The sequence below is a fragment of the Pseudomonas sp. RIT-PI-a genome, from assembly GCF_001187875.1.
Lineage (GTDB): Bacteria > Pseudomonadota > Gammaproteobacteria > Pseudomonadales > Pseudomonadaceae > Aquipseudomonas > Aquipseudomonas coleopterorum.
Genome location: NZ_LGIR01000033.1, coordinates 241,003 through 266,523, shown reverse-complemented (window position 1 = coordinate 266,523; position 25,521 = coordinate 241,003). Strand labels below are relative to the sequence as shown.

General features: G+C 62.5%; 27 protein-coding genes. 14 read left to right on the top strand and 13 right to left on the bottom strand.

The window, feature by feature from the left end; genetic code table 11:
* The first annotated feature begins 50 nt into the window (after positions 1 to 50).
* On the top strand, positions 51 to 659 hold the full coding sequence (locus tag AC788_RS20180) for a hypothetical protein (RefSeq protein WP_236690546.1): 609 nt from the start codon (positions 51 to 53) through the stop codon (positions 657 to 659).
* 43 nt (positions 660 to 702) lie between these two features.
* Here the strand turns inward: AC788_RS20180 and AC788_RS20175 are convergent, their stop codons facing one another.
* Entirely contained in the window at positions 703 to 927 is a 225-nt protein-coding gene (locus AC788_RS20175; protein WP_049862317.1) for a DUF465 domain-containing protein, read from the bottom strand.
* 205 nt (positions 928 to 1,132) lie between these two features.
* Between AC788_RS20175 and rnd the strand changes: the two genes are divergently transcribed.
* The 3 genes from rnd to AC788_RS20160 all read left to right on the top strand — a co-directional run bounded on the left by rnd (position 1,133) and on the right by AC788_RS20160 (position 3,557).
* Positions 1,133 to 2,266, top strand: a complete 1,134-nt coding sequence (gene rnd, locus AC788_RS20170) for a ribonuclease D (RefSeq protein ID WP_049862316.1) — start codon at positions 1,133 to 1,135, stop codon at positions 2,264 to 2,266.
* On the top strand, positions 2,263 to 2,556 hold the full coding sequence (locus AC788_RS20165) for a YcgL domain-containing protein (protein WP_049862315.1): 294 nt from the start codon (positions 2,263 to 2,265) through the stop codon (positions 2,554 to 2,556). Before rnd ends, AC788_RS20165 begins: the two co-directional genes overlap by 4 nt.
* 65 nt (positions 2,557 to 2,621) lie before the next feature.
* Positions 2,622 to 3,557, top strand: coding sequence for a D-2-hydroxyacid dehydrogenase (locus tag AC788_RS20160; protein ID WP_049862314.1), 936 nt, complete (start codon positions 2,622 to 2,624; stop codon positions 3,555 to 3,557).
* Positions 3,558 to 3,613: 56 nt separating this feature from the next.
* Here AC788_RS20160 and AC788_RS20155 read toward each other — a convergent pair whose 3' ends face one another.
* Positions 3,614 to 4,207 carry a nitroreductase family protein gene (locus AC788_RS20155; RefSeq protein ID WP_049862313.1) on the bottom strand — a complete coding sequence of 198 codons (594 nt, stop codon included), beginning with the start codon at positions 4,205 to 4,207 and terminating at the stop codon, positions 3,614 to 3,616.
* Positions 4,208 to 4,395: 188 nt separating this feature from the next.
* Here AC788_RS20155 and AC788_RS20150 point away from each other — a divergent pair, with 188 nt between their 5' ends.
* On the top strand, positions 4,396 to 4,845 hold the full coding sequence (locus tag AC788_RS20150; RefSeq protein WP_049862312.1) for a YcgN family cysteine cluster protein: 450 nt from the start codon (positions 4,396 to 4,398) through the stop codon (positions 4,843 to 4,845).
* 87 nt (positions 4,846 to 4,932) lie between these two features.
* On the opposite strand, the gene AC788_RS20145 is transcribed toward AC788_RS20150, so the two are convergent.
* From AC788_RS20145 to AC788_RS20135, 3 genes are all read right to left on the bottom strand, one after another.
* Complete coding sequence (locus AC788_RS20145) at positions 4,933 to 5,298, bottom strand: YgaP family membrane protein (protein ID WP_049862311.1); 366 nt, start codon at positions 5,296 to 5,298, stop codon at positions 4,933 to 4,935.
* Between the two features lie 65 nt (positions 5,299 to 5,363).
* The gene (locus tag AC788_RS20140) at positions 5,364 to 5,834 is read right to left on the bottom strand and encodes an RNA methyltransferase (protein WP_049862310.1); all 471 of its coding nucleotides are present in this window, start codon (positions 5,832 to 5,834) and stop codon (positions 5,364 to 5,366) included.
* 8 nt (positions 5,835 to 5,842) lie between these two features.
* Positions 5,843 to 6,208, bottom strand: coding sequence for a YajD family HNH nuclease (locus AC788_RS20135; RefSeq protein WP_049862309.1), 366 nt, complete (start codon positions 6,206 to 6,208; stop codon positions 5,843 to 5,845).
* A 157-nt stretch (positions 6,209 to 6,365) separates the two neighbouring features.
* Here AC788_RS20135 and tcdA point away from each other — a divergent pair, with 157 nt between their 5' ends.
* Complete coding sequence (tcdA, locus tag AC788_RS20130) at positions 6,366 to 7,178, top strand: tRNA cyclic N6-threonylcarbamoyladenosine(37) synthase TcdA (RefSeq protein WP_049862308.1); 813 nt, start codon at positions 6,366 to 6,368, stop codon at positions 7,176 to 7,178.
* 29 nt (positions 7,179 to 7,207) lie between these two features.
* Here tcdA and AC788_RS20125 read toward each other — a convergent pair whose 3' ends face one another.
* The 4 genes from AC788_RS20125 to AC788_RS20110 are packed head-to-tail and all read right to left on the bottom strand — an operon-like array spanning position 7,208 to position 10,284.
* Entirely contained in the window at positions 7,208 to 7,609 is a 402-nt protein-coding gene (locus tag AC788_RS20125) for a SufE family protein (protein WP_049862307.1), read from the bottom strand.
* Positions 7,606 to 8,811 carry an aminotransferase class V-fold PLP-dependent enzyme gene (locus AC788_RS20120; protein ID WP_049862306.1) on the bottom strand — a complete coding sequence of 402 codons (1,206 nt, stop codon included), beginning with the start codon at positions 8,809 to 8,811 and terminating at the stop codon, positions 7,606 to 7,608. The genes AC788_RS20125 and AC788_RS20120 overlap by 4 nt, the downstream gene beginning before the upstream one ends.
* 55 nt (positions 8,812 to 8,866) lie before the next feature.
* Positions 8,867 to 9,901, bottom strand: coding sequence for a 2,3,4,5-tetrahydropyridine-2,6-dicarboxylate N-succinyltransferase (dapD, locus tag AC788_RS20115; protein ID WP_049862305.1), 1,035 nt, complete (start codon positions 9,899 to 9,901; stop codon positions 8,867 to 8,869).
* A 35-nt stretch (positions 9,902 to 9,936) separates the two neighbouring features.
* Complete coding sequence (locus tag AC788_RS20110; protein ID WP_049862304.1) at positions 9,937 to 10,284, bottom strand: ArsC family reductase; 348 nt, start codon at positions 10,282 to 10,284, stop codon at positions 9,937 to 9,939.
* Between the two features lie 212 nt (positions 10,285 to 10,496).
* Between AC788_RS20110 and AC788_RS20105 the strand changes: the two genes are divergently transcribed.
* The gene (locus AC788_RS20105; RefSeq protein ID WP_049862303.1) at positions 10,497 to 12,143 is read left to right on the top strand and encodes a Na+/H+ antiporter; all 1,647 of its coding nucleotides are present in this window, start codon (positions 10,497 to 10,499) and stop codon (positions 12,141 to 12,143) included.
* A 78-nt stretch (positions 12,144 to 12,221) separates the two neighbouring features.
* On the opposite strand, the gene AC788_RS20100 is transcribed toward AC788_RS20105, so the two are convergent.
* Positions 12,222 to 13,379, bottom strand: coding sequence for a sensor histidine kinase (locus tag AC788_RS20100; protein ID WP_049862302.1), 1,158 nt, complete (start codon positions 13,377 to 13,379; stop codon positions 12,222 to 12,224).
* A gap of 117 nt (positions 13,380 to 13,496) precedes the next feature.
* On the opposite strand from AC788_RS20100, the gene AC788_RS20095 reads away from it, so the two are divergent.
* From AC788_RS20095 to AC788_RS20065, 7 genes are all read left to right on the top strand, one after another.
* Positions 13,497 to 14,360 (top strand): LysR substrate-binding domain-containing protein, encoded by an 864-nt coding sequence (locus AC788_RS20095; RefSeq protein WP_049862301.1) that lies wholly within the window; start codon positions 13,497 to 13,499, stop codon positions 14,358 to 14,360.
* 144 nt (positions 14,361 to 14,504) lie between these two features.
* Positions 14,505 to 15,581: a putative 2-aminoethylphosphonate ABC transporter ATP-binding protein gene (locus AC788_RS20090; protein ID WP_049862300.1), complete on the top strand. Its 1,077-nt coding sequence runs from the start codon at positions 14,505 to 14,507 to the stop codon at positions 15,579 to 15,581.
* A 16-nt stretch (positions 15,582 to 15,597) separates the two neighbouring features.
* Positions 15,598 to 17,307, top strand: a complete 1,710-nt coding sequence (locus tag AC788_RS20085; protein ID WP_442965556.1) for a putative 2-aminoethylphosphonate ABC transporter permease subunit — start codon at positions 15,598 to 15,600, stop codon at positions 17,305 to 17,307.
* 15 nt (positions 17,308 to 17,322) lie between these two features.
* Entirely contained in the window at positions 17,323 to 18,150 is an 828-nt protein-coding gene (phnX, locus tag AC788_RS20080; protein ID WP_049862298.1) for a phosphonoacetaldehyde hydrolase, read from the top strand.
* 52 nt (positions 18,151 to 18,202) lie between these two features.
* Complete coding sequence (locus AC788_RS20075; RefSeq protein ID WP_049862297.1) at positions 18,203 to 19,213, top strand: putative 2-aminoethylphosphonate ABC transporter substrate-binding protein; 1,011 nt, start codon at positions 18,203 to 18,205, stop codon at positions 19,211 to 19,213.
* A 13-nt stretch (positions 19,214 to 19,226) separates the two neighbouring features.
* The gene (locus tag AC788_RS20070; protein WP_049862296.1) at positions 19,227 to 20,366 is read left to right on the top strand and encodes a TIGR03364 family FAD-dependent oxidoreductase; all 1,140 of its coding nucleotides are present in this window, start codon (positions 19,227 to 19,229) and stop codon (positions 20,364 to 20,366) included.
* A 139-nt stretch (positions 20,367 to 20,505) separates the two neighbouring features.
* The gene (locus AC788_RS20065) at positions 20,506 to 20,823 is read left to right on the top strand and encodes a hypothetical protein (RefSeq protein WP_152965778.1); all 318 of its coding nucleotides are present in this window, start codon (positions 20,506 to 20,508) and stop codon (positions 20,821 to 20,823) included.
* On the opposite strand, the gene AC788_RS20060 is transcribed toward AC788_RS20065, so the two are convergent.
* The 3 genes from AC788_RS20060 to AC788_RS20050 all read right to left on the bottom strand — a co-directional run bounded on the left by AC788_RS20060 (position 20,820) and on the right by AC788_RS20050 (position 25,521).
* Positions 20,820 to 21,554, bottom strand: a complete 735-nt coding sequence (locus AC788_RS20060) for a M12 family metallopeptidase (RefSeq protein ID WP_049862294.1) — start codon at positions 21,552 to 21,554, stop codon at positions 20,820 to 20,822. The two genes, AC788_RS20065 and AC788_RS20060, sit on opposite strands and share 4 nt — an antisense overlap.
* Positions 21,555 to 21,620: 66 nt before the next feature.
* The gene (gene dapC, locus AC788_RS20055; protein WP_049862293.1) at positions 21,621 to 22,817 is read right to left on the bottom strand and encodes a succinyldiaminopimelate transaminase; all 1,197 of its coding nucleotides are present in this window, start codon (positions 22,815 to 22,817) and stop codon (positions 21,621 to 21,623) included.
* 1 nt (position 22,818) lies between these two features.
* Positions 22,819 to 25,521 carry a [protein-PII] uridylyltransferase gene (locus tag AC788_RS20050; protein WP_049862291.1) on the bottom strand — a complete coding sequence of 901 codons (2,703 nt, stop codon included), beginning with the start codon at positions 25,519 to 25,521 and terminating at the stop codon, positions 22,819 to 22,821.

Genomic DNA, 25,521 nt, shown 5'->3' with positions numbered 1-25,521 from the left:
GCCGGATCTACACGACCGGCGCAGTTGGTTCGATTGTGAAGGAGTGATGCATGTTGTTGGAGTACGGTGCTATCACCGTGATGTTCCCCATTGCGCTGGTGATTGCCGGCTGGTTGTGGTTCAGCGGCGCCCGCGCCGCATGTGCCGTGTGGTTGCTGACGGTGCTGTGCGCCTACGCCCTGGTCGGCGCCAGCAAGATTCTGTTCAAGGGCTGGGGCATCGGCCTGCCGTCGTTGAACATTGCCGTGTTCAGTGGCCATGCGATGAATGCGTGTTTGATGATGCCGGTGCTGGCGAGTGTGCTTGCGCGGCAGATCCACCCACGGCTGCGATGGCCAGCGGCGCTGGCGGGTCTTGGCTTTGGAGTCTGGTTCGCGGCAACGCTGGTGGGCAATGTGATCCACCCGATGGCGGAGGCCATCATGGGTGCGGTGATCGGCGGGAGTGCCGCGTTCGCGTTTCTTCTGGTGTTGGAACGTTGGAACCTGCGGCGTCTCGGGCTGGCTGCGCTGGTGCCTGGGTTGATGCTGATCGTGCTCGCTGCCAGTGCGCCAAAATTTACCGCCGAGCATTGGCTCGATCAGGTGGCCACATCCTTGTCCGGGGCGACCAAGCCGTTTCGCCATGCGGACCTGAAGCGCGAATCCTCGGCGCTGTGAGGACTGTGGAAGCGGCGCGCCTGCGCCGCCTCCCACGCTCGCACTAGCCCAGCTGCTGGACGATCTTGTCCTTGATCAGCAGACGTTTTTCCTTGAGCTTCTTGACCTCGTCGTCCGGCGCGGCGCGGTCTTCGGCCTTGACCACGTCGGCGTCGCTGACGTGGTATTCGGTGAGTAGCTGGCTGAGTCGATCGTCGCTCTTGGCGCGGGTTTCGACCTCTTCCTTGCTTAGTTTCAGGTCAGCGAACAGGTTGTGTTTTACCGGCATCTCGACACCTCTGGTCAGTGTGGACAGAATGGCGGGCCATCGAAAACGACCCCATGCCTAGGTTCGACCCACAACGAGGGGCGGATCGTTCAATGCGTGTGCCCGCAACAGGTACTCTCAGGATTGGCGACCGCAGGCACGGATGGATGTCCCCGTGGAAGCAGGGCCGATATATACTGCGCGCCATTATTCGTGGGAGAGGCTTGTGGCCATCGATATTCACTGGATTCGCGACGATGCCAGCCTGGCTGAGCATTGCGCCCACTGGCAGCGCCTGCCGTACGTCGCCCTCGACACCGAATTCATGCGGGTCGACACCTTCTACCCGATCGCCGGACTGCTGCAGATCGGCGACGGCGCCAGCGCTTTTCTGATCGACCCCTTGTCGATCACCCAATGGCAACCGCTGACTCAACTGCTGGAAAACCCTGCGGTGATCAAGGTGCTGCACGCCTGCAGCGAAGACCTGGAAGTGCTGTTGCGCCTGACCGGCAGCCTGCCGGCGCCGCTGTTCGACACCCAATTGGCGGCGGCCTACCTCAACCTGGGTTTCTCCATGGGTTACTCGCGCCTGGTTCAGGAAGTGCTGGGCATCGAGCTGCCCAAGGGCGAGACCCGTTCGGATTGGCTGCAGCGGCCGTTGTCCGATACCCAGGTCAGCTATGCCGCCGAGGATGCCGTGCACCTGGCCGAAGTGTTCGAGAAGCTGCGTCCGCAGTTGTCCGAGGACAAGTACGCCTGGGTCCTTGAAGACGGCGCCGAACTGGTTGCCCAACTGCGCCGCGAAGTGAACCCCGACGAGCTGTACCGTGACGCCAAGCTGGCGTGGAAGTTGTCGCGCGCACAGTTGGCGGTGCTGCGCGAGTTATGCGCCTGGCGCGAGCGCGAGGCCCGTGCGCGCAATCTGCCACGCAACCGCATCGTGCGTGAGCAGTCGCTGTGGCCGCTGGCCAAACTGCAACCGGACAACCTGCAGACCCTGGCCAAGATCGAAGACATGCATCCGCGGACCGTCCGCCAGGATGGCGAGCAGATTCTGGAGTTGATCAAGACCGGTGCCAGCGTTCCGCCCGAGCAGTGGCCAGCGGCGCTGCCCGAGCCTTTGCCCATCGAAAGCTCGGCCGTGCTCAAGCAGCTGCGCGCCATTGGCCAACGCGAAGCGGAGCGCCTGAACATGGCACCCGAGCTGATGCTGCGCAAGAAAACCCTCGAGGCCCTGCTCAAGACCGGCTACCCCGATGGCCCTTATCAATTGCCCGATTCGCTGCGTGGATGGCGACGCGAGCGCATGGGGCAGGCCCTGCTCGACAGCCTGGCCAACGCTGGAGACCCGTCATGAAACGCATCTGCTCGATCTATCGCAGCCCGCGCAAGAACGAAATGTACCTCTATGTGCTCAAGAGCGACGCGTTGGAGCGCGTGCCCGAAGGCCTGCTGGGGGTGTTCGGCAAGCCGGTGCACGCCTTCGACCTGGTATTGAGCCCCGAGCGCGCCCTGGCGCGTGAAGATATCAACCTGGTGCTGGAACACCTGGACACCCAGGGCTACCACCTGCAGATGCCGCCCGCCGAAGACGAGTACATCGAGCATCTTCCCGAAGAACTGCTGCGCCGCAACGACCCCATCTGATCATCCCTATCTGCTGCCGCCCTGCTGAAACAGGGTCGGCCAGCTGTCTTGACCAAGGTTTCGCAATGACCCGCGTTCTGATCGCCGAACACGATTACGCCGTATACGCCAGGTTGCTCGGCGCAGCTGCTCCTCATTTGAATGTACAGACCAGCGGCGATCCGGCCGAGCTGGCGCGGTTGGCGGCAGATTGCCCGGTGTGGCTCGGCCAGCCGGACCTGTTCGTCAACCTGTTGCGCACCGGCGCGACGCCGCAATGGGCGCAGTCGACCTGGGCGGGCATCACGCCGCTATTGAAGGAAGGCTTGCCGCGCGGCTATCGCCTGACCCGTGCGGTGGGTATTTTCGGTCAGGTGATGGCCGAATACATGCTGACGTATATGCTCGGCCATGAACGCGAGGTGCTGGCGCGACTGGTCAGCCAGGTCGAGCGCAAATGGGATCCGCGCCCCGGCTCGAGCCTGGCCGGGCGCAGCGTGCTGATCGTCGGTGTCGGCGAGATAGGCCAGGCGGTGGCGAGTTTCCTGCAACCCTTCGGTGTCACCCTCAACGGGGTGGCGAGCAGTACAAGAACGCTGGCGCCTTTCGCCGAAGTGGCGCCGCTCGCCGAGCTCGGGCGACTGGTGGCGCAAGCCGACTATGTCATCAACCTGCTACCCGACACCCCGCAGACCCACGATCTGTTCGATGCGGCGATGTTCAAGCGTTTCAAGCCCGAAGCGCTGTTCATCAACGCCGGACGCGGCGTGGCGGTGGTGGACGCGGATCTGGTGGAAGCACTCAAGGAAGGGCACCTGGCCGGTGCGGTCATTGACGTCTGTCGGCAGGAGCCGTTGCCGGTCAAGCATCCCTTCTGGACCGCGTGGGGCTTGCTGCTCACCGGCCACAGCGCAGCACCGACCTCGCCGTCGGCCATGGTTGAGCTGTTCGTCGAGAACCTGCAGGCGTGGCAGGACGGCAAGCCGCTGCGCGGCGAAGTGGATTTCGCTCGCGGCTATTGAGTTGCGGGGATTGAGGGAAGCAGGGTCGGCGGCGGATGGCGAGCCGACCCTTCGGATCACAGCGTGAAGTCGCCTTCGGCCACCAGTTGGGTCAGAGACAGACGCGGGCTCGGCAGCTCGCGGCCTTGCAGGTATTCGGCCAGGGTGGCCTTGTCGCCCAGCTTGCCGATGGCCACGGCGGCGTGCAGCGCGTATTCGGCGGGGACTTTCAGCTCTTCACGGGTCTTGTCCTGGTCGAAACCGGCCATGCCGTGGGTGTGCCAGCCGCTGATGCTGGCTTGCAGCGCCAGGTGAGCCCAAGCCGAACCGGTGTCGAAGGTGTGCCACAGCGCGGGCGATTCCTCGGTCGCGCCGGGTGCGGTGAAGGTGGTCTTCGAGGCGATTATCACGATCGCCGACGAATGCTGCGCCCAGGAGCGGTTGAATTCATTGAGCAGGCCCAGGTAACGCTCCCAGTTCGGCGTGCCACGGCGTGCGTAGAGAAAGCGCCAAGGTTGCGAGTTGTAGGCCGAAGCGGCCCAGCGAGCGGCTTCGAAGAAGCTGAGCAGGGTGTCCTGTTCGATCTCGACCGGCTCGAACGCACGGGGCGACCAGCGATTGATGAATTGCTCGTGGATGGCGTAGTCGGCGATGCGGGGATTGGCGCTCATGGCATTCCTGAATGAGAGAGTGATGGATGACAGGGGCAAAACCTACTGCGAATCGATCGCGCCTGACAAGTGAAGCTTGACCGATAGTCGCCAAGGCTTGGCCCGCGCGCCGCAGCGCACTAGACTGGCGGCCCTTTCAGGTACCGCCCATGCCTGAACCGTCAATTTCGTACAGGACACTCGGTAACATGGCCGCCATCGTCGAACCCTTCTGGATGCGCAAGACGCTCGACCAACTCGATCCGGTCGAGTGGGAGTCGCTGTGCGACGGGTGCGGCCTGTGCTGTCTGCAGAAGCTCGAGGACGAAGACGACGAGAGCGTCTACTACACCCGCGTGGCGTGCAAGATGCTGGACCTCAAGACCTGCCAGTGCAGCGATTACCCAAGGCGCAAGCTCGAAGTGCCTGACTGTATCCAGCTGACGCCGGGCCAGGCCGACCAGTTCAAGTGGCTGCCGCCCACCTGCGGCTACCGCCTGGTCAGCCAGGGGCAGGATTTGCCGCTGTGGCATCATCTGGTCTGTGGTGATCGCGAACAGGTGCACAAACAGCGTATTTCGCAGTCTGGAAAAATGGTCAGCGAGAAGGATGTCGATGAAGACGACTGGGAAGACTATCTGATTTTTCGGGCGGGCTGATCGAGCGCGGGGCTCGTTTCCGAGGGTCGATTCACGCGAGTGAACCGCATCCCCGCAGCGTGCAGGGATGCGCCTGATACCGGACGCTTAAACTTTGGGGGTCACAGCCGGATCTTCACCGGTCACGGTCGCCGTGTCGGTGGCCGAATCGGCATTCTTCTTCAGATTCAGCAGGTCTTCGCCAGCGCGCTCGATCTTGCTGCGGATCTCTTCCAGATCGCTACGACCTTTTTCGGCCAGCGACTTGGCTGCGCAGTGACCGCTCCAACCGCGTGCCAGGGCGGCGCCGCCGATGGCCACCTGGATCAGGCCGAAGATCCCGCCGCGGCGCAGACCCTTGCCGATCGTGACGACGCCTACCAGCAGCGAGCCGGCACGTTCCCAACCCTTGACGTTATGGTAGTCGGGCTGAGTAACGGATTTGATGACGTCCACGGTTTTGCTGTCGCTCATGGTGAATCTCCTGATAGGGCAGTGATAACAAGCTGACTGCCAAATCGTCACGCTGTTCCATCGGCTTATTTGAATTTGGGCCCGGAGCGCGTGTTGTTGCCCTTGGCCAGTCGATCGTAGAGCACGACGTTGACCGTGGCCGCCAGGTTCATGCAGCCGGTGGTGGGAATATAGATGGTGTCTTCGCACCAGTCGCGCACGCTCTGGTCGAGGCTGCCGTCTTCGGGGCCGAAAATGTAGATGGCACGGTCCGGGTGGGTGTACTCGGGCAGCGGGCGTGCGCCGTCGACCAGTTCCACGGCCACGGGCGTGCAGCCCAGGGGGATGATCTTCTGCAGGTCGTCGATGCCGATGAGCGGGATGTCGTAGTGAACCCGCTTGGTGTCGGTGACGAAATCCCGCGCACGCTCGTAGCGCTTGCCGGTGTAGAACACCGAATTGACCCCGTAGCAACCGGCGGCGCGCATCACCGAGCCGACGTTTTCCGGGGATTTGGGGTTGAACAACCCGATGCAGCTGTACCGTTTGTTGGCCACGTGCTCGCTCAGTCTTTTTTCATCAATCCGGCCAGGGCCGCGAAGGGGTTGTGGGTCGCCTTGGCGATGGTCGGGCTGCTGGTCGAGCCTTCGGCATAGTACTGCTGGTCGGTATACCGCGAGTGCTCGTTGTCGTGGCAGTACAGGCACAGCAGTTCCCAGTTGGAGCCGTCCTGGGGGTTGTTGTCGTGGTTATGGTCGCGGTGGTGCACGGTCAGCTCGCTCAGGCGCTTGCCGGCGAACTCGCGGGCGCAACGGCCGCATACATGGGGGTACATGCGCAGGGCCTTTTCGCGGTAGCCGCTTTCGCGCTCGCGCTGGGCATCGGCCAGAATGCGATCGAGCTTGGCGGTGTGGGGTGTGGACGAACTCATGGGGTTCACCTCGGATAATGACGGTCAGGCGCTATATTAACGGTTTCCCTCGTCCGTAGGAGCGGTCCTTGACCGCGAAAAGGGCGGCGCATCCCATGACCGCTCCTGCATCGGGCTGTGATGTATACTGCGCGCCGGTTTTTTGAGGTGCCGCCCCATGAGTACAGAAGATCCCCGTTTCGCCGGTATTGCCCGCCTGTATGGTCTGGAGGGCATGCAGCGCCTGCGTGATGCGCACGTGGCCATCGTGGGTGTGGGCGGCGTCGGCTCCTGGGCGGCGGAAGCGATTGCCCGCACCGGGGTGGGCGAGATCTCGCTGTTCGACCTGGACGACGTCTGCGTCAGCAACGCCAACCGTCAGTTGCATGCGCTCGACAGCACCGTGGGCAAGCCCAAGGTCGAGGTGATGGCCGAGCGGCTGCGGGGCATCAACCCTGGTTGTACCGTGCACGCGGTGGCTGATTTCGTCACTCGCGACACCATGGCTGAATACATCACGCCGAACATCGATTGCGTGATCGACTGCATCGACAGCGTGAATGCCAAGGCCGCGCTGATCGCCTGGTGCAAGCGGCGCAAGATTCAGATCATCACCACGGGCGGCGCCGGCGGGCAGATCGATCCGACCCTGATTCAAGTGTGCGACCTGAACCGGACGTTCAACGATCCGCTGGCGTCCAAGGTGCGCTCGACCCTGCGTCGCGACTATGGCTTTTCGCGCACGGTCACCCGTCACTACAGCGTGCCCTGCGTGTTCTCCACCGAGCAGCTGCGCTATCCCAAGCCCGATGGCAGCATTTGTCTGCAGAAGAGTTTCGTCGGTGACGGAGTGAAACTGGACTGCGCGGGGGGCTTTGGCGCAGTGATGATGGTGACGGCGACCTTCGGTATGGTGGCGGCGACCAAGGCGGTCGACAAGATCGTCGCCGGAGTGCGGCGGCCGGCTGATCGGGTCAAGGCGGGGGGCTGAGGGCCGGGCTGCCCACCCGACCCAGAGATTCACGCCAGTTCGCTCATCCGCTTCAATACCGCGTTCAGCCCATTGCTGCGTGAAGGCGACAGCTGGCGACCCAGGCCCAGTTGCTCGAACCAGGCGTTAAGATTCAACTCACGCAACGCTTGGGAATCGAGCCCCTGAACCCGCACCAGCAGCAGCGCCAGCAAGCCGCGGATCATTCGGGCATCGCTGGCCGCGTTGAAGTGCCAGTGCTCGCCCTGCCGCTCGGCCACCAGCCACACCACGCTCTCACAGCCGTGCACGCGATTGGCCTCCACTTTCTGCTCGTCGCTCAGCGGTTCCAGGCGTTCGCCCCATTGCATCAGCAACCGTGCGCGTTGCTCCCACCCGACGGCCTGGGTGAACACCTCTAGTGCTTCTTGCGCCTGTGGACTCATCGTCATACGAGTATCTCCAGCGACTTGTCCAACGCGTCGAAAAACCGCTGCAAATCCCCTGAGTCGTTGTACAGGCCAAGGGACACACGAATGGCGCCCGACAAACCCAGGTGCTTCATCAGCGGCATGGCGCAATGGTGTCCGGCCCGCACGGCGATGCCCTGATCGGTCAGCAGGTGCGCCAGGTCGGCGTTGTGCACGCCCTCCACGACAAAGCTGGTCAACGCCACCTGCGGTGCGCCAAGCAGTTGAACGCCACTGCGCGCGCGCAACCCTGCCAGCAGTTGTGCATGCAGGGCTGCCTCGTGTTCGGCGACCGCCTTCGCGTCCAGGCCGCTCAGGTAATCCAGAGTCGCGCCCAGGCCGATGACGCTGGCGATAGGCGGGGTGCCTGCCTCATGGCCCAGGGGCGCGGGATGAAAGCTGGCGCTTTGGTAGTCGGCCTGGTGCACCATCTCGCCGCCGAACTGCCAGTGCGCGAGCTTCTGCAACGCCTCGCGGCGTCCATACAACACGCCGACGCCGTCCGGGCCGTACAGTTTGTGGCTGGAAAACACATAGAAGTCGCACTGCATGTGCTCCACATCATGGCGTCCGTGCACCACGCCCTGGGCGCCATCCACCACCGTGATCGCGCCTTGGGCCCGAGCCAGCGCCAGCAGGGGCGAGAGCGGTTGCCACGCACCGAACACATTGGACAACTGACTCACTGCCAATACCCGAGTACGTGGGCCGATGATCTGTGCGGCCGCTTGCAGATCAACCACGCCGCTGGCTTCCAGTGGCAGAACCCGCAACGACAGGCCACGACGCTTGGCCAGTTGCTGCCAGGGCAGCAGGTTGGCGTGGTGCTCGGCGGCGCTGATCACCAATTCATCGCCCGTCTGAAACTGCTCGGCCAGGCCATAGGCCAGCAGGTTCAGGGCACTGGTCGCGCCGTGAGTGAAAACGACCTGCTCCGGACTGCTTGCATTGAGCCACTGCGCGACCTTCTCGCGGCTGGCTTCGAACGCACGCGTGGCCAAGGAGCCAGGCAGATGCTGCGCGCGATGCACATTGGCCGCACCCTGCGCGTAGTACTGGCCGATGGCGTCGATCAGGGCGTGTGGTTTCTGCGTGGTGGCAGCGCTGTCCAGGTAGGTCTGCTGCTGGTGTTGCAAGGCGGCGATGGCTGGGAAGTCAGAGCGCCAGGGGGAGGCGTGGAACATGGTCGAAGACCCCGGGCAAGAGGCCCGGCAGAGATGCCGGGCCCGATATCGCCACTTAGTTGTGAGCGTGCAGCGCTTCGTTGAGTTCGATGGCCGACTTGTGGCTCTTGCACTCCACGGCGCCGGTGACCGAATTGCGACGGAACAGCAGGTCGGGCTGGCCCGCCAGGTCGCGCGCCTTCAAGGTCTTGACCAGTTGGTTCTGCTCGTCGAGCAGGGCCACCTTGGTGCCCGCCGTGATGTACAGGCCGGCTTCCACGGTGTTGCGGTCGCCCAACGGGATGCCGATACCGGCATTGGCGCCGATCAGGCAGCCTTCACCGACCTTGATCACGATGTTGCCACCACCGGACAGGGTGCCCATGGTCGAGCAGCCGCCGCCCAGGTCCGAGCCCTTGCCGACGAACACACCGGCCGAAACACGGCCTTCGATCATGCCCGGGCCTTGGGTGCCGGCGTTGAAGTTGACGAAGCCCTCGTGCATGACGGTGGTGCCTTCGCCAATGTAGGCGCCCAGTCGCACACGGGCGCTGTCGGCGATGCGCACACCGGCCGGCACGACGTAGTCGGTCATCTTCGGGAATTTGTCCACCGAGAACACTTCCAGCAACTCGCCCTTCAGGCGCGCTTCCAGCTGACGCTCGCCCAGTTCGGCCAGATCGACCGCGCCCTGGCTGGTCCAGGCGACATTGGGCAGCAACGGGAAAATGCCGGCCAGGTTCAGACCGTGCGGCTGGGCCAGACGGTGCGACAGCAGGTGCAGCTTGAGGTACGCCTCGGGCGTGGAGGTCAGCGCGGCGTCTTCGGCCAGCAGGGTCGCGACCAGTGGCTTGTGGCTCTCGGCCAGGCGAGTGAGCAGGGCAGCCTGGGACGGGTCGACGTGCTTGAGCGCTTCGGCCAGTTGCGAAGCCTGGGTGTTGCTGAAGGTGATGGCCTGGTTGCCGCCGGTGTAGTTCAACAGGGGGGCAATGGCATCGACCAGCGCGGCAGACGGGTTGGTCAGGGGCTGGGCGTAGAACACTTCCAGCCAGGTGCCTTGACGGTTTTGCGTGCCGACGCCGAAGGCCAGGCTGAACAGAGAATTGGACATGGAATTACCTCGTGCAGAATGAGTGCGGGCCCGTGTCAGGCAAGGGCCGCTGCGTAGATGTCGGGCTTGAAGCCGATCACGGTCTTGTCGCCAACCTGCAACACCGGGCGCTTGATCATCGACGGCTGGGCGAGCATCAGTTCGATGGCACGGGCTTGGTCGATGTCGGCCTTCTGTTCGTCGGCAAGCTTGCGGAAGGTGGTACCGGCCTTGTTCAGCACGACCTGCCAGCCGTGCTCGTCGCACCAGCGGGCCAGGTGCTCGCGGTCGATGCCAGCTGTCTTGTAGTCATGGAAGGCGTATTGCACCTGGTGCTCGTCGAGCCAGGTGCGGGCCTTCTTCATCGTGTCGCAGGCTTTGATGCCGTAGAGAATATGCGTCATTGATCTAGGAGGGGCTACGAATGCGCCCCACTGCCTCCCGAAAACGAATCGGGGAATTATGCGGCATCGACTGTGACAGCGCCATGCCTGCGTGGGCGGGACTGGGCTGGGCTTTGAAGCGATCGCTGAACTGCGACATCCCGGTCGCGGCCAAACCTGTTGCAAACCGTTACCATGGCGGCTGCCTGTCGATTCAAAGGAAATCCTGCCCCATGCAAACCGCCTACACCGTGCTGATCCTGTTGATGCTGGTCGGCGTTTCGCGGTTGTTCGCCCGCGTCATTCCCTTGCCATTGCCACTGCTGCAAATCGCCGCCGGGGCCATCCTCGCCTGGCCGACCCTGGGCCTGCACGTTGCGCTGGAGCCTGAGCTGTTCCTGTTTCTGTTCCTGCCGCCACTGCTGTTTTCCGATGGTTGGCGCATTCCCAAGCGCGATCTTTGGCATTACCGCGGCCCCGTGCTGATGCTGGCGGTGGGCCTGGTGCTGTTCACGGTATTGGGGGCGGGGTACTTCATTCACTGGCTGCTGCCCGACATTCCGCTGCCGGTGGCCTTCGCCCTGGCGGCGGTACTGTCGCCGACCGACGCCGTAGCGGTGTCGGCGATTGCCCAGGACCGCTTGCCGACCCCGCTGATGCGCATCCTTCAGGGCGAAGCGCTGATGAACGATGCCTCGGGCCTGGTGACCTTCAAGTTCGCCCTGGCGGCAGCGATCACCGGCGTGTTCTCCCTGGCCGACGCCAGTGTCACGTTCGTCCTGGTGGCGGTCGGCGGCCTGGCCTTGGGCGTGCTGCTGAGCTGGGTGGTGGGGCGTCTGCGTGTCTGGATGATTGCGCGGGGCTGGGACGATCCGGCGACCCATGTGGTGTTCATGCTGCTGTTGCCCTTCGCCGCGTATGTGCTGGCCGAGCGCCTGGGTGCCTCGGGCATCCTCAGCGCGGTGGCTGCCGGCATGATGCAGAGCTGGCTGGACCTGCTGCCCCGGCAGACCCGCACGCGCATCCTCAACCGCAGCGTGTGGGCGCTGCTGGAGTTTGCCTTCAATGGATTGATCTTCCTCCTCCTTGGTCTGCAGTTGCCGGACATCGTCAAGGCAGTGCTGAGCCACGAGCCGACGTTGTGGCCCGCGTTGTCGTGGCGCTGCCTGGAGGTGCTGGCGATCTTCGGCGTCTTGCTGGTGCTGCGTTTCGTCTGGGTGCAAAGCACTTGGCGCGCGATGACGTGGATACGCCGCCTGCGCGGCAAGGCCACCATCACGCGGCTGCCCGATGCCCGCTCCTGCGCCCTGCTGACCCTGGGCGGTGTGCGCGGCGCGGTAACCCTGGCCGGCGTCATGTCGGTGCCGCTGTTGATGGCACCCGGTCAGGACTTCCCCCAGCGGGACCTGCTCATCTTCATTGCCGCCGGTGTCATCCTGCTGTCGCTGGTCGTGGCCTGCATCGCCTTGCCGCTATTGCTGCGCGGCGTGGCCACCAGCGATGATCAGGGCGCTCGCCAGGAAGTGCGGGATGCCTGGCGCCACACCGCCGAGTCGGCCATTCGCTCGCTCGAAGAGGAAGATCCGACGCAGAAAGCCACCGAGCAGGACGCCAGTCAGGCGGCCTTGGCGACCGAGCTCAAGGCGCGGATCATGTCCGAGTACCGCCAGCAGTTGGACGCGTTCGAGGATTCCGCCGAGGCCCAGGCGCTGGCGCGGCAAATGGATCAACTCGAACGCCACCTGCGGATCAAGGCACTGCGCGCGCAGCGCCTGGCACTCTATGAAATGCGCCGCGAACGCCGGATCGGCGACGATGCCGTGCGCGAGGTGCTGGCCGAGCTGGACATGAGCGAAGCCAACCTCGGCCACGGGCGCTGAGCCCTGGCCGCGGGCTTGAAAGCGGTCTGCGGCGGGCCGCCAATAGAGCTCCCGCAGAACGGGCGCCGCGCTGGATGATCAGCGCTGCGCGTCTGTGGAGGAAGGTAGATCAGCGGCGCCGGTGGGAATCTCGACGGCAAACACGGTGCCCGCTTCAGCGCTCGAGGTGACGTCCACATGCCCCTGATGGGCGCTGACGATCTCGGACGCGATGAACAATCCCAAACCCAGGCTGGCATGCGGTCCTTTGTCGGTGGGTGACTCAGGTGAATATCTGTCCAATGGATTGAAGATCGATCCAAGGACGTCTTCGGGAATGACCGCGCCCGTGTTGTGAACCGTGAACCTGAGCGTATCGTCTGTGGCGGTAAGCGCCACCGAGATGGCCCCCTGTGGATCACCATGTTGCAAAGCGTTGCCTATGAGGTTGGAAAACACCTGTTCCAGGCGCGCGGCGTCGTAAAGGCCGATCGCACTGACCGGGCTTTCAAGCAGGATTTTCGCGTTCGAGTTCACCATGCGCAGCTCCTCGACGACGCGTTCGAGCGCAGGCGCCGCGTCGCTCCTAGTCTTCGAAACTGGCAGGCCGGGGCCCAGTTGGGACCGGGTGAAGTCCAGCAGATCGCCCACGATCCGGGAAGCGCGCTTGACGCTGGTATAGATCCGCGAAGTGATCTTGGTGGCCCGCGCACTCAGATCATCTGTGCGCAGCAGTGCGTCTGCCCCCAGCATGATCGCGCCCAGAGGGGTCCGCAGGTCATGCCCCAGTATGCCGAGAAAGACGTTCCGCGAGGCTTGTACCGCCTCGGTGTAGCTGCCCACCGATCGCGCCAGGGCTTGATCGATCGCCTCGTTGAACCGGATCATGTCTTCGACATCGATGTCGGCTTTCTTGCTGGCGTCGTTGACCCACTGCTTGATGACACTTGCGCGCAGGGCGCGAAATTCGGCGACGACCTGCTCGATGGTGAATCCGGAAAGCAGCCTGGAAAGCGCATGGACATTGGCTGCGGTAGTATCGTTCTGGGGGTCATGGCCCTTTGACTTCTCGGCCTGCTCCTGGCTCGATTGCGTATTGCGCAAATCATCGGCAATGGCCAGCAACATCGCGTGCGCATGATCCCTGAGGTCTTCACGATCGAGCGGCGTGCCAGGCGTTTCCAGGCTTCGCGCGAAATCTTCCCAGGTCTGAAGGATGGGTTCGATGTTCTTGAGGATGAAGTCTGACAGGCGCATGAAGACGGATCCGTTGTCATGAAGCCCCTGATGGCACCCCGGTGTACGGATTAAACCATTATTGCGCCGGTGGGTGTTCCGCAACCACGCCAGCGATCTTGAGGAGCCTGTTGAATCATGCTGAGTGCAGAGCTGAAGGCGTTCTACACCGTCGCCCTTTTGGGTAGTGTCACCCAGGCGGCCAAGAAGCTTGGCTTGAGCCAGCCGACGGTCACTACGCAGATTCGGCAGCTGGAAAGCCGCTACGCGGTCGAGTTGTTCTATCGAGGCGGGCGTCGTCTGACCGTCAGCGATGAGGGGGCTCGGCTGTTGCCCAAGGTGAAAGTCCTGCTTCAGCATGAAGCCGATATCGAGTTCCACCTGCGAAACTGCGGCCAGGGCAGGGGGGCACTCAGAATAGGTGCGACGGCGCCTTATTACATACTCGATCTGGTCAAGGCATTTCGCGAACGTTTGCCCCACATCGACGTGTCAGTGGAAATAGGCAACTCTCAGGACGTCCTCGAGGCGCTGGAAGAGTACCGGGTAGACCTGGCGGCGTCCTCGCAATGGCTGGAGGATCCGCGTTTGATGCACCTGGTGCTGGGCACCGATCCCTTGGTGCTGGCCGTCCACAAGCAGCACCCGCTGGCCATGCATGATTGCGTGCCGCCCAGCGCGCTGGCCGGACAATGCCTGTTGATGCGTGAGCACGGTTCCACCACCCGAACGTTGACCGAGACCTTCTTGACCACCCATCAGGTTCGCCCTGTTATCGAACTGGAAATCGGCAGCCGCGAATCCATTCGCGAGGCCGTTCTGCGCAATATCGGTGTGAGTCTCATTGCCCGCCAGGAGGTACCCGTCAATCCGGATCTGCGAACCATCGCGGTAGAAGGCGCGCCGCAGATCGCCGAGTATCTGTATTGCCTCAAGGATCGCAGGCAATCACGCTTGCCCGCCGCCTTTCTCGACGTGGCTCGCGACAGTCTTGAGCGGTAGATGCTTAACAAATTTGCCGATATGACTATCGCCAGCTTTTGGCTATCTGCCACATCGCCGTCGCAATAGCACCCTAGCATTGCTTCATCGACACGAATGCCGCGTTGCACACGCGGCTCGTGCTCCATTTGATGAGGTGCATCCATGCTCTGTTCCCTTCCCACCGCTGAAGCCTCCCCGAGCGTACAGGTTCGGATCGCTGACTTGCAGAAGAGCTTCGGCGCCTTCAAGGCATTGGATAATGTGTCATTGGCCGTCTCGCCTGGCGAGCTGGTCTGCCTGCTGGGGCCATCGGGGTGCGGCAAAACCACCTTGCTGCGATGCATCGCCGGATTGGAGCGCCAGAACCGGGGCACCATCTATCTGGGGGGCAGGGATGTATCCAATCTACCGCCCCAGGCCCGGGACTACGGCATTGTGTTCCAGTCGTATGCCTTGTTTCCGAATCTCAACGTCGAGCAGAACATCGGCTATGGGCTCACCGGCAGCGCCCGTGACATCGTTCGTCAGCGGGTTGGCGACATGCTTGAGCTGGTAGGGCTGACCGGAAGCGAGAAGAAGTATCCCGGCCAGCTGTCCGGCGGTCAGCAGCAGCGTGTGGCACTGGCTCGCGCACTGGCACCTGCACCGTCGTTGCTGCTGCTGGATGAGCCCATGTCGGCGCTTGATGCCCAGGTGCGCGAACACCTCTGTATGGAGTTGCGCAGCCTGCAGCAGCGCCTGGGCATCACCACGTTGATGGTCACGCACAATCAGGAAGAAGCCATGCTGATGGCTGATCGGATTGCAGTGATGAACCAGGGATGCATCGAGCAGTACGCCAGCCCGCAATCGATCTATGAACATCCGCAGACGCCATTCGTGGCCAATTTTGTTGGCCAGGGCAACTGGTTGAGTTTCGAAGGCAATGGCAGCGGTCACGCGCAAGTCGGGGCACTGCAATTGCGACTGGCCGGTGGAGTCGCGCCTCGCGCCGCTGGGCGGCTTTTTTGTCGTCCCGAGGCAATCTGCGTGAATCCTCTGCAGGGGGAGGAAAACCTTTTCGCTGCGCAGATGAGGGACGTGACCTTCCTTGGCAACAGATGCCGAGTGAGTTTCGAATTCGACGCATTGCCGGGTCAATCACTGACCGCCGAAATCAGTGCGCGTCAGCTGCCATCTCCGGGGACGCGCAATATCCAGGTAGCCCTGCCTCCAAGTAGCCTGCAGGTGTTTGCCTAATATGCTTGACGTGAACATGCCGGTTGGCGAACGGGTCCAGGTCCGCCGGATCGAACGCTCCGGTTGGGCCGACCGACTATTCGTATTCGGCGGGAAAGTACTGTTTCTCGCCGTTCTGGCGATGGCGCTGCTTCTGCCCCTGCTGGCGATCTTCTGGCGCGGCTTCAGCAACGACATGGGGCAGGGCGGCGGACTTGCCGCAGCTCGACAATTGCTGGCCAGCGAGCATTTCCATTGGTTGCTGGGCAACAGCCTGCGTGTCTCCTTGACTGTCGCGATCATTGTGGTGCCTCTGGCCTATGTGTTCGCCTACGCGCTGCAACGCACGTTGATTCCCGCCAAGAGCCTGTGGCGCGCAATATCCCTGCTGCCGCTGTTGGCGCCTTCGATGCTGCCCGCCATTGCGTTGATCTACCTGTTCGGTAACCAGGGACTGCTGCGCGGCCTTTTTGCAGACAATATCTATGGTTTTTGGGGCATCGTGATCGGCGAGGTGATCTACACGTTTCCCCACGCGCTGATGATTCTGCTTTCGGCCCTCTCGCTGAGTGACGCGCGTCTGTTCGACGCGGCATCGAGCATGGGTGCAAGCGCCTGGCGGTCTTTCCACAGCATCACCTGGCCCGCCTCTCGACAAGCCGTGTTTGCCGCGTTCTGCCTGGTCTTCACGCTGACCATCACCGACTTCGGCGTGCCGGTGATTGTCGGTGGCGACTATCAGGTATTGGCCATCGAGGCCTACAAGGCTGTGGTGGGGCAGCAGCAATTCGGTCGTGGAGCTCTCATCGGTATGGTCTTGCTGGTGCCCGCGCTGATCAGCTTTTCCATGGATGCCTGGTTGCGCCGGCGCCAACGTTCGTTCATGAGTGGCCGCGCGCAGGTATTCACGCCACAGCCTTCGACATGGCGAGATGGCGGTTATCTGGTGATCGTCGTACTCATCTGCACAGCGCTGCTGGCCGTATTGGGGATGGCGGTGTTTTCCTCTCTGGTCAAGTTCTGGCCCTACAACCTGTCGTTGTCGCTCAAGCACTACCTGTTCAATGAAAACGCAGGCGGTGGATGGCTGGCCTATCGCAACAGCCTGGTACTGGCGAGCTGCAGTGCGGTGATCGGCAGCGCGTTGATCTTCACCGGTGCCTATCTGATGGAGAAAACCCGTGGGCAGGCTGGCCTTGATCTGGCCCTGCGCATACTCACCTTCATACCCATGGCCGTGCCGGGGCTGGTGCTCGGACTTGGCTATGCCTTTTTCTTCAATCTGCCCGACAACCCGTTGCACAGCCTATACGGCAGCATGGCGTTGCTGGTGATCTGCACCATTGCCCATTACCTCACCACTGCGCACATGACCGCGACCACTGCCTTGCGCCAGTTGGACACCGAGTTCGAAGCGGCGGCGCTTTCGCTCAAGGTCCCTTTGCATCGGCACTACCTGCGGGTCACCTTGCCGATTTGCCTACCTGCAGTGCTGGACATCGTCCGTTACTTGTTCGTCTCGGCGATGACCACCGTTTCCGCAGCCATTTTCCTGTACTCGCCAGACAGCATTCTCGCTGCCGTAGCGGTACTCAACATGGACGACGCAGGCAATGTCGGCGGCGCAGCCGCCATGTCGACGCTGATTCTGTTCACCTCGGCGGCCGTTTCACTGTTGCTCGCCTGGACGTCTCGAGGGCTGTTGCGACGTTCACAAGCCTGGCGCCAGAGCACCCCATCCCACTGATCTGCGGAGACCCTGATGCACTATCGATCCCCCATACGGCTGCAGGCGGCCATTCTCGACTGGGCTGGCACCGTCGTCGATTTCGGCTCGTTCGCGCCTACTCGAATCTTTGTCGAGGCCTTCGCCACATTCGATATCGAGCTGAGCCTCGAAGAAGCCCGTGGCCCCATGGGCATGGGCAAGTGGGACCACATCCGCAGCCTGTGCAATCAGCCACAGATCGCTGCGCGTTTCGAGCAACGCTTCGCGCGAAGACCCAGCGATGCCGACGTGACAGCCATCTACGAGCGGTTCATGCCGTTGCAGATCGCCAATGTCGGCAAGCACAGCGCCCTCATTCCCGGTGCACTCGCCGCAATCGAGCACCTGCGCCAAGCCGGACTTAAAATCGGTACCACTTCGGGATATCCCCGGCAGGTGATGGATCATGTCGTGGCCATGGCCGCTGTGGCCGGCTATCAGCCCGATCATGTGGTCGCGGCCGATGACCTGCTCACTGGGCGACCGGGCCCAGCCCAGGCGCTGGCCAATGTGATCGCGCTGGGCATCGGCGACGTCGCCGCCTGTGTGAAAGTCGATGACACCCTGCCGGGTATTCTCGAAGGCCGCAGTGCCGGAATGTGGACGGTCGGGCTGCGCTTCTCCGGTAATTTCCTCGGTCTGGATTACCCGGCCTTCGAGGCGCTCACCCCCTCCGAGCTCGAGCAGCATCGACAGCGCATCGATGCGCTGTTCACCCCGGCACGCCCGCATTACCTGGCAGACACCATCGCTGATCTGCCAGCGCTCATCGATGAGATCAACCTACGTATGGCCCGGGGTGAAACACCCTGCAGTCCATGATCAAGCGTCTGACTGACCGACAACTTCTTCGCGAACCTCTCAGGATCACTTCATGTTCAAGCCCCTCGCCCTTGCCGCAGTGCTCGCAGGCTTCAGCCTCCACGTCCAGGCCGCCACGGAACTTACGGTGTATACCGCCCTGGAAACCGAGCAACTGCAGACCTACGAAAAAGCTTTCGAGAAAGCCAATCCGGATATCGATATCAAATGGGTGAGGGACTCGACTGGAATCATCACGGCCAAGCTGCTCGCGGAAAAGGCCCGTCCGCAAGCTGATGCCGTTTGGGGGCTGGCAGCCTCGAGTCTGGCCATCCTCGATCAACAAGGCCTACTCGACGCCTACGCGCCCAAGGATCTGCCCAAGATTGGCGCCCAGTACCGTGATCCGGCCAACCCGCCGGCGTGGGTCGGAATGGATGTCTGGGCCGCCACCCTGTGCTTCAACACCATCGAAGCCGAGAAGCAGAACCTGCCGCGCCCTGTCAGTTGGCAAGACCTGACCAACCCGGTCTATCGCGGCAAGATCGTGATGCCCAACCCGGCCTCGTCCGGTACCGGGTTCCTGGACGTAAGCGCCTGGCTGCAGACTTTTGGCGAAGCGCAGGGCTGGGCCTACATGGACGATTTGCATCGCAACATCGGTCAGTACGTCCACTCCGGTTCCAAGCCTTGCAAGATGGCTGCAGCGGGCGAGTTCCCTATCGGTATTTCGTTCGAGTACCCCGCAGTACAGCTCAAACGCCAAGGTGCTCCGCTGGATATCATCCTGCCCAAAGAGGGCCTGGGCTGGGAGATCGAGGCAACAGCCGTGATCAAGGGCACCGCTCACCCCGAGGCTGCCAAGCGTCTGGCTGACTTCTCGGCGAGTGCCGCGGGCATGGCGCTGTACCAGGAAAACTTTGCAGTGCTGGCCCAGGCAGGCTTGGCCAAGCCGCCCACCGAGCTACCGGCCGACTATGAGCAGCGCCTGATCAAGAATGACTTCGCCTGGGCCTCGAGAGAGCGCGACAACATTCTGGCCGAGTGGCGCAAACGCTACGACGGTAAATCGGCCAAGCAATAGGGAGGAGGTTGAAATGGATCGGTTTGCAAGCGACCTGCTGGTGGTAGGCGCGGGAATTCTCGGGCTTTCTCACGCCTATGCGGCTGCCAGGCGAGGACTGAAGGTGCGTGTGTTCGAGCGTTCAGCCACTCCCGTGGGCGCCTCGGTACGCAACTTCGGCCAAGCGTTGGTCACCGGGCAACCGCCCGGCGTCATGCTCGAATTGGCCAAAGCCAGCCGCGGGCTCTGGGCCAATTGGAGCGTAGCCGCAGGCTTCGAGCTCAAGCGCAATGGCTCGTTGCTGTTCGCGCGCACCGAAGCGGAAGAAACACTGCTCGCCGCCTTTTGCGCCGGGCGCGCCCAGCAACACGATTATCGGGTAGAACTGTTGAGCCGCGCACAACTGAGCGATTTGTATGGCGGTCGATTCAACCATCATCGAGCCGCCTTGCATGGCTTCGATGATCAGCAGCTGTATTCCCGCGAGGCCATACCGCAACTGGTCGGCTATCTTCAGCGCGAACTGGGCGTCGAATTTCATTTTTCGACCTTGGTCAGCGGAGTCGAACCTGGGCACCTGCAGAGCACTGCCGGTAGTTTTCGCGGTCGGCAGGTGGTGGTGTGTTCAGGGCATGACTATCTGACGCTGCTGGCCGAGCCCATGGCGGCACTGAATCCCAGGGTGTGCCGCTTGCAGATGCTGCGGGGGCGGCCCGACTCAAATCTGGAACTTCAGCATTCTGTACTGACCGGACTGAGCTGTGTTCATTACGCAGCCTTTGCAGATCTGCCTGAGGCCGCCGCCGTGCGCGCCGAAATCCAACGCAATTATCCTCATCTGGAAGAACACGGCATTCACCTGCTGGTCAGCCCCACACCGTATGGGGATCTGATCATCGGTGATTCCCATGATTACGCCACGGACGCTTCACCGTTCAACTCCGAGCAGGTGGACCGGTGGATGCTGGCGCTCGCAGAGGACACCCTGGGTTGCAAGATCCAAGTCGTGGAACGCTGGCAAGGTGTCTATGGCGCCAAGGGACCCAATCCCTTTTCGCGGTTGGACATCGCGCCGGGGTTGAGTGCAACGCTGATGCACAGTGGAGTCGGCATGAGTGTCGGCCCAGCGTTGGGGGAACAGGCAGTGACCGCCATGTTCGGCGCACCCGACTGAACCCTGTAAAGCACGCAGGATGGGCCGCACGCCTTGGGCGTCAGCTGATCCGCCGAGCGGGAACCTCTCAGGGATTGATAACAAAGCCCAGACTGGGTTACTGTATAAACATACAGTAACCCATGTGAGGTCATACCCCATGCGCAGATTATCCAAACTGTGGACGGCCGTCGCTAGCGCCATACCTGTGGTGGTGGGCTCGGCGCTCGGTGGATTGGGGTTGGTCGACCTCAACCTGATGCTGGCAATCGCGCTCATACCCCAGGTGATTTTCCTCGTCATTGGTGAGTGGCCCGATTTCGAGCGGACCTCTCGCCAACCGGTGTGGGTGGAACAGGAATACGAACAGCTTCCATGCTACGTCGTGCGCCGACAGCACCTGACCAACGCTGCCGCCGTGAACGAAGCGCTGGTCGAATTCGACCTCGATCAAGCCAGCCTCGGCCGGGCCCGCTAGGCGACCACCTCCGGGTATATGCGCCGCACGAACTTGCGGTCGCGGCGGCTCAAGGTGTGATTGATGCCCACTTCCCAGTCTCCCACGGTCTGCTCCTGCAGCACCGAGTAATGCATGATCGAAGTACGGTCATACGCCGTGCCCTTGGCCAGTGCCTTGTCGATCTTGTCCAGCAGGTTGATGTCGACGGTCTGCTGGTCGATGCCCTTGGCTGCAAAATACGCATACAGCTTGGGGACGTCCCACGGAATATCCGCGTTGGGGTGTTGATGTTCGTGCAGCAGCCCCAGCACGTGACCGAACTCGTGCAGCACGGTTCGCCCGAACATTGGATCATCTGGCTTGACGCTCAGGGCCATGGTCGCATCCATCGGGCTGGCCAGCAGCGCATCGGTGCCGACTTGGCTGTAGTTGTCTTCGCCACCGGTATAGATGCGGATGTCGGCGAACGGGCTGTCGACGAAGTCGAACTTCAGGTTGGCCCAGCACAGCCACTGCCGTGACACTTTCTCGATGGCCGCTTGGTGCTCACGTGGGGTGTCGTTGAAAAAGCCGATGGTCAACGTGCGGCCGGGTGCCCAGAATTTCGAGAACTGGCCCAGAGCGCGTTTTGAACGTCCGGAAGAAGGGGCGCTCAACGCATTGGTCGCGCGCTCGGCCAGGGCCACGCGGCGTGAAGCCTCGATGTCGGAGGCAGGAAGGGGTTTGCAGAACAGTAGATCGCACATCATCAATGGCTCCTGAAAAAGAGCCACCGATGATGGCGATCAAACGCCCGGCACAGGCGTAGCTATGTGTTATCGACGCTCGAGAAACTGGCGAATGCGCTGAGCGGCTTCGACACACTCGCTCAACGGTGCGACCAGCGCCATGCGTACGCGTCCGGCACCCGGGTTGAGTCCATCGACTTCGCGGGACAGGTAGGATCCGGGCACCACCGTGACATGCTCCTGCTCGAACAGCTCGCGGCAGAATTGGGCATCGTCCATCGGCACCTTGGCCCACAGGTAGAAGCTGCCGTCGGGGCGCTTGACGTCCAGTACCGGCGTCAGGATGTCCAGCACGGCATCGAACTTTTCCCGGTACAGATCGCGGTTGGCCCGTACGTGAGCTTCGTCCTGCCAGGCGGCGATGCTGGCCAGTTGAGTTTGTACGGGCATGGCGCAGCCATGATAGGTGCGGTACAGCAGGAATGCCTTAAGGATATCCGCATCGCCCGCCACGAACCCCGAGCGCAGGCCCGGCAGGTTGGAACGCTTGGACAGACTGTGGAACACCACGCACCGCTTGAAATCACTGCGACCCAGCTCGGCACAGGCCGTCAGCAGACCGGGCGGTGGTGCGTCTTCGTCGAAGTACAGCTCGCTGTAGCACTCGTCCGCGGCGATCACGAAGTCGTATTCGTCGGCCAGGGCAATGAGTTTCTTCAGGGTCGCCAACGGCACCAGGGCACCGGTCGGGTTGCCGGGCGAGCACAGGAACAGGATCTGGCAGCGCTGCCAGACATCGGCCGAGACCGCGTCGAAATCCGGGTTGAAGCCGTTCTGGTCCAGGCAGGGCAGGTAGTGCGGCGTGGTGCCCGCCAGCAGCGCTGCGCCCTCGTAGATCTGATAGAACGGATTGGGGCTGACCACCAGCCCGTCGACGTCGCGCTGGGCAACGGTCTGGGTGAAGGCGAACAGCGCCTCACGGGTGCCATTGACCGGCAGTACGTGGCGCGCCGGATCGAGCCAACCCGCCGGGACCTGGAAGCGTCGCTCGCACCACTGCGCGATGGCTTCGCGCAGGGCCGGAATACCCTGGGTCGTCGGGTACACGGCCATCTGGTCGAGATTGTCGGCCAGCGCCTGCTTCACGAAGGCTGGCGAGCTGTGCTTGGGTTCGCCGATGGACAGGGCGATCGCACGCTTATCCGCAGCAGCGGTGACGCCACTGAGCAAGGCACGCAACTTCTCGAAAGGGTAGGGCTGCAACTGGTTCAACGCATGGTTCATATCAAATGCTCAAACGGGACAGCTCGACGCCTTGCGCCTGGCTGACACTGAGTTGGTCGACGATGGTGGCCTGCAGCCGACTGCACAGCTGCGGGTCGGACAGGGGCAGATTGTGCGCATCGGTAATGAAGAAGACGTCTTCCACGCGTTCGCCCAGTGTGGACACCTTGGCGTTCTGCAACGACAAATCGAACTCCAGGAAAATCTTGCCGATGCGGGCCAGCAGGCCAGGCCTGTCAGGCGCGCTCAGCTCCAGGATGGTGACCGGGCGCTGGGCATCGTTCTGGATGGTCACCTGCGGCGCGAAGGCGAAGTGCTTGAGTTGACGCGGCACGCGGCGATGGATGATGTTGGGGTAGTCATCGGGATTGCGCAGCGCATCGCTCAGGCCCTGGCGAATCTGCGCGACGCGGCGCGGGTCGTTGCCGATCGAGCCGCCGTCGTTGTCCAGCACGATGTAGGTGTCGAGGGTGAACTGGCTGCTGGAAGTGATGATGCGTGCGTCGTGGATGTTCAGGTTGAGCTGGTCCATGGCCGCGACCGTCACCGCGAAAAAGTCGTGCTGGTCGGGCGCATAGATGAAGATCTGCGTGCCGCCCTCGAACTCGCGCTGCGTGGTTTCCTTGATCAGCACCAACGGATCGCCATTGGCAGGCTGCTGGAGGATGGCGTCTGTATGCCAAGCCACGTCGCCGGCGTTATGGCGCAGGAAATAGTCGTCGCCCAACTGCGACCAGAGCTGCTCGATGTCGTCCTGATCGGTCCCGCCGCGTACCAGTATCTCCAGGGCCGCGCTCTGCGTGCGACGAATCTGCTCCTCCCGGTCCAGCGGGTTTTCCAGGCCCCGACGCAGCGCGCGCTTGGTCTCGGTATAAAGCTGACGCAACAGGCTGGCCCGCCAGGAATTCCACAAGCTGGGGTTGGTCGCGTTGATGTCGGCCACCGTCAGCACGTAGAGGTAATCCAGGTGCACCTCGTCGCCGACCTGCTGGGCGAAATCGTGGATCACCTGCGGGTCGGAAAGATCCTTGCGCTGCGCGGTGGTCGACATCACCAGATGGTTCTGCACCAGCCAGACGATCAGGCGACTGTCCCAGGCCGGCAACTGGTGACGCTGGCAGAAGTGCTCGGCATCCACCGCACCCAGCTCGGAGTGGTCGCCGTTACGCCCCTTGCCGATGTCGTGGTACAGCCCGGCCAGGTAGATCAGCTCTGGCTTGGGCAGGCGGCCCATGACCTTGCTGGCCAATGGAAACTTCTCCGAGACCTGGGTGTACTGCAGCTTGCGCAGGTGCTTGATCAGGTTGAGCGTGTGCGCATCCACCGTATAAATGTGGAACAGGTCGTGTTGCATCTGCCCGACGATATGGCCGAACTCGGGCAGGTAGCGGCCGAGGATGCCGTAGCGGTTCATGCGACGCAGGTTGCGGTGAATGCCCACTTCGCACTTGAACAGCTCGATGAACAGGCTGGTGTTGCGGATATCGTTGCGGAACGTATCGTCGATCAGGTGGCGGTGCTCACGCAGCAGGCGGATGGTGTCCGCGCGTACGCCCTTGATCTCCGGGTTCTGCGCCATCAGCACGAAGATTTCCAGCATCGCGAACGGAGTGCGCTTGAACACCTGGGTGTGAGTCGCCTCGATATAGCCATCATGCAGCTGGAAGCGCGAGTTGATCGGTACCGTGGAACCGGCATCGGGGTCGCCGAGAATCACTTCCTCGAAATGCTGGATGATCAGGTCGCTGAGCTCGGCGATGCTCATGACCACGCGGTAGTACTTCTGCATGAACCGCTCGATCGCCAGCTTCGCGTCGCTGTCCTTGTAACCCAGCAGGCCGGCGATGGAACGCTGGTGATCGAACAGCAGGCGGTCTTCGGCACGCCCGGCGAGCATGTGCAGGGCATAGCGGACCTTCCACAGGAACTCCTGAGAAGAGGCCAGCAGGTTGTTCTCGCTTTCCACCAGGAAGCCTTCACCGGCCAGCGCGTGCAGGTTCAGCGTGCCGAACTGGCGGCGCGCCACCCACAGCAGGGTCTGGATATCGCGCAGGCCGCCGGGGGAACCCTTGACGTTGGGCTCCAGGTTGTACTCGGTGTCGTTGTACTTGTGGTGACGGGCGGACTGTTCAGCGCGCTTGGCCAGGAAGAACTCGCGGCTGGGCCACATGCGCTCGGTGCTGGTGACCTCGAGCATGCGCTTGCGCAGCCGCTCGGGCCCGGCGATGGTGCGGCTTTCCATCAGGTTGGTGATGACCGTGATGTCGGCACGCGCCTGCTCGGCGCACTCATCGATGGAGCGCACGCTCTGGCCCACTTCCAGGCCAATGTCCCACAGCAGGGTGAGAAAACGCTCGATCGAATCGCGAAAGACCTCGTAGTCGGGGCTTTCGAGCAGGATCATCAGGTCGATGTCGGAGTAGGGGTGCAGTTCGCCGCGACCGTAGCCGCCCACGGCGACCAAGGCGATGTCGGCATCCTCGCTCCAGTCGAACTGGTTCCACGCACGCTCCAGGATGTTGTCGACGAACCAGGCACGGTCTTCGATCAGCCGACGAATGTCGCGGCCGTTGCGAAAGCGCTCGTCGAGCACATCGTGAGCCTGGCGAATCGCCTTCTTGAAAGCCGCGATGGGGCTTGCCTTCAATGCCAGTTCGGCCTGGAACTGGCCGCGATCGAACAACTCCGGATCCACCTGCGGCAT

Bases quoted from the DNA above. Each gene is read 5' to 3' on its own strand.
- AC788_RS20095 (WP_049862301.1), top strand. From the start codon at position 13,497: ATGCTGAGTGCAGAGCTGAAGGCGTTCTACACCGTCGCCCTTTTGGGT.
- AC788_RS20145 (WP_049862311.1), bottom strand. From the start codon at position 5,298: ATGAGCGACAGCAAAACCGTGGACGTCATCAAATCCGTTACTCAGCCC.
- AC788_RS20075 (WP_049862297.1), top strand. From the start codon at position 18,203: ATGTTCAAGCCCCTCGCCCTTGCCGCAGTGCTCGCAGGCTTCAGCCTC.
- AC788_RS20120 (WP_049862306.1), bottom strand. From the start codon at position 8,811: ATGTTCCACGCCTCCCCCTGGCGCTCTGACTTCCCAGCCATCGCCGCC.
- AC788_RS20155 (WP_049862313.1), bottom strand. From the start codon at position 4,207: ATGAGCGCCAATCCCCGCATCGCCGACTACGCCATCCACGAGCAATTC.
- AC788_RS20070 (WP_049862296.1), top strand. From the start codon at position 19,227: ATGGATCGGTTTGCAAGCGACCTGCTGGTGGTAGGCGCGGGAATTCTC.
- dapD (WP_049862305.1), bottom strand. From the start codon at position 9,901: ATGTCCAATTCTCTGTTCAGCCTGGCCTTCGGCGTCGGCACGCAAAAC.
- AC788_RS20110 (WP_049862304.1), bottom strand. From the start codon at position 10,284: ATGACGCATATTCTCTACGGCATCAAAGCCTGCGACACGATGAAGAAG.
- AC788_RS20060 (WP_049862294.1), bottom strand. From the start codon at position 21,554: ATGATGTGCGATCTACTGTTCTGCAAACCCCTTCCTGCCTCCGACATC.
- phnX (WP_049862298.1), top strand. From the start codon at position 17,323: ATGCACTATCGATCCCCCATACGGCTGCAGGCGGCCATTCTCGACTGG.
- AC788_RS20125 (WP_049862307.1), bottom strand. From the start codon at position 7,609: ATGACGATGAGTCCACAGGCGCAAGAAGCACTAGAGGTGTTCACCCAG.
- AC788_RS20100 (WP_049862302.1), bottom strand. From the start codon at position 13,379: ATGCGCCTGTCAGACTTCATCCTCAAGAACATCGAACCCATCCTTCAG.
- AC788_RS20050 (WP_049862291.1), bottom strand. From the start codon at position 25,521: ATGCCGCAGGTGGATCCGGAGTTGTTCGATCGCGGCCAGTTCCAGGCC.
- AC788_RS20065 (WP_152965778.1), top strand. From the start codon at position 20,506: ATGCGCAGATTATCCAAACTGTGGACGGCCGTCGCTAGCGCCATACCT.
- dapC (WP_049862293.1), bottom strand. From the start codon at position 22,817: ATGAACCATGCGTTGAACCAGTTGCAGCCCTACCCTTTCGAGAAGTTG.
- AC788_RS20135 (WP_049862309.1), bottom strand. From the start codon at position 6,208: ATGAGTTCGTCCACACCCCACACCGCCAAGCTCGATCGCATTCTGGCC.
- AC788_RS20165 (WP_049862315.1), top strand. From the start codon at position 2,263: ATGAAACGCATCTGCTCGATCTATCGCAGCCCGCGCAAGAACGAAATG.
- AC788_RS20160 (WP_049862314.1), top strand. From the start codon at position 2,622: ATGACCCGCGTTCTGATCGCCGAACACGATTACGCCGTATACGCCAGG.
- AC788_RS20175 (WP_049862317.1), bottom strand. From the start codon at position 927: ATGCCGGTAAAACACAACCTGTTCGCTGACCTGAAACTAAGCAAGGAA.
- AC788_RS20085 (WP_442965556.1), top strand. From the start codon at position 15,598: ATGCCGGTTGGCGAACGGGTCCAGGTCCGCCGGATCGAACGCTCCGGT.
- AC788_RS20105 (WP_049862303.1), top strand. From the start codon at position 10,497: ATGCAAACCGCCTACACCGTGCTGATCCTGTTGATGCTGGTCGGCGTT.
- tcdA (WP_049862308.1), top strand. From the start codon at position 6,366: ATGAGTACAGAAGATCCCCGTTTCGCCGGTATTGCCCGCCTGTATGGT.
- AC788_RS20180 (WP_236690546.1), top strand. From the start codon at position 51: ATGTTGTTGGAGTACGGTGCTATCACCGTGATGTTCCCCATTGCGCTG.
- AC788_RS20090 (WP_049862300.1), top strand. From the start codon at position 14,505: ATGCTCTGTTCCCTTCCCACCGCTGAAGCCTCCCCGAGCGTACAGGTT.
- AC788_RS20150 (WP_049862312.1), top strand. From the start codon at position 4,396: ATGGCCGCCATCGTCGAACCCTTCTGGATGCGCAAGACGCTCGACCAA.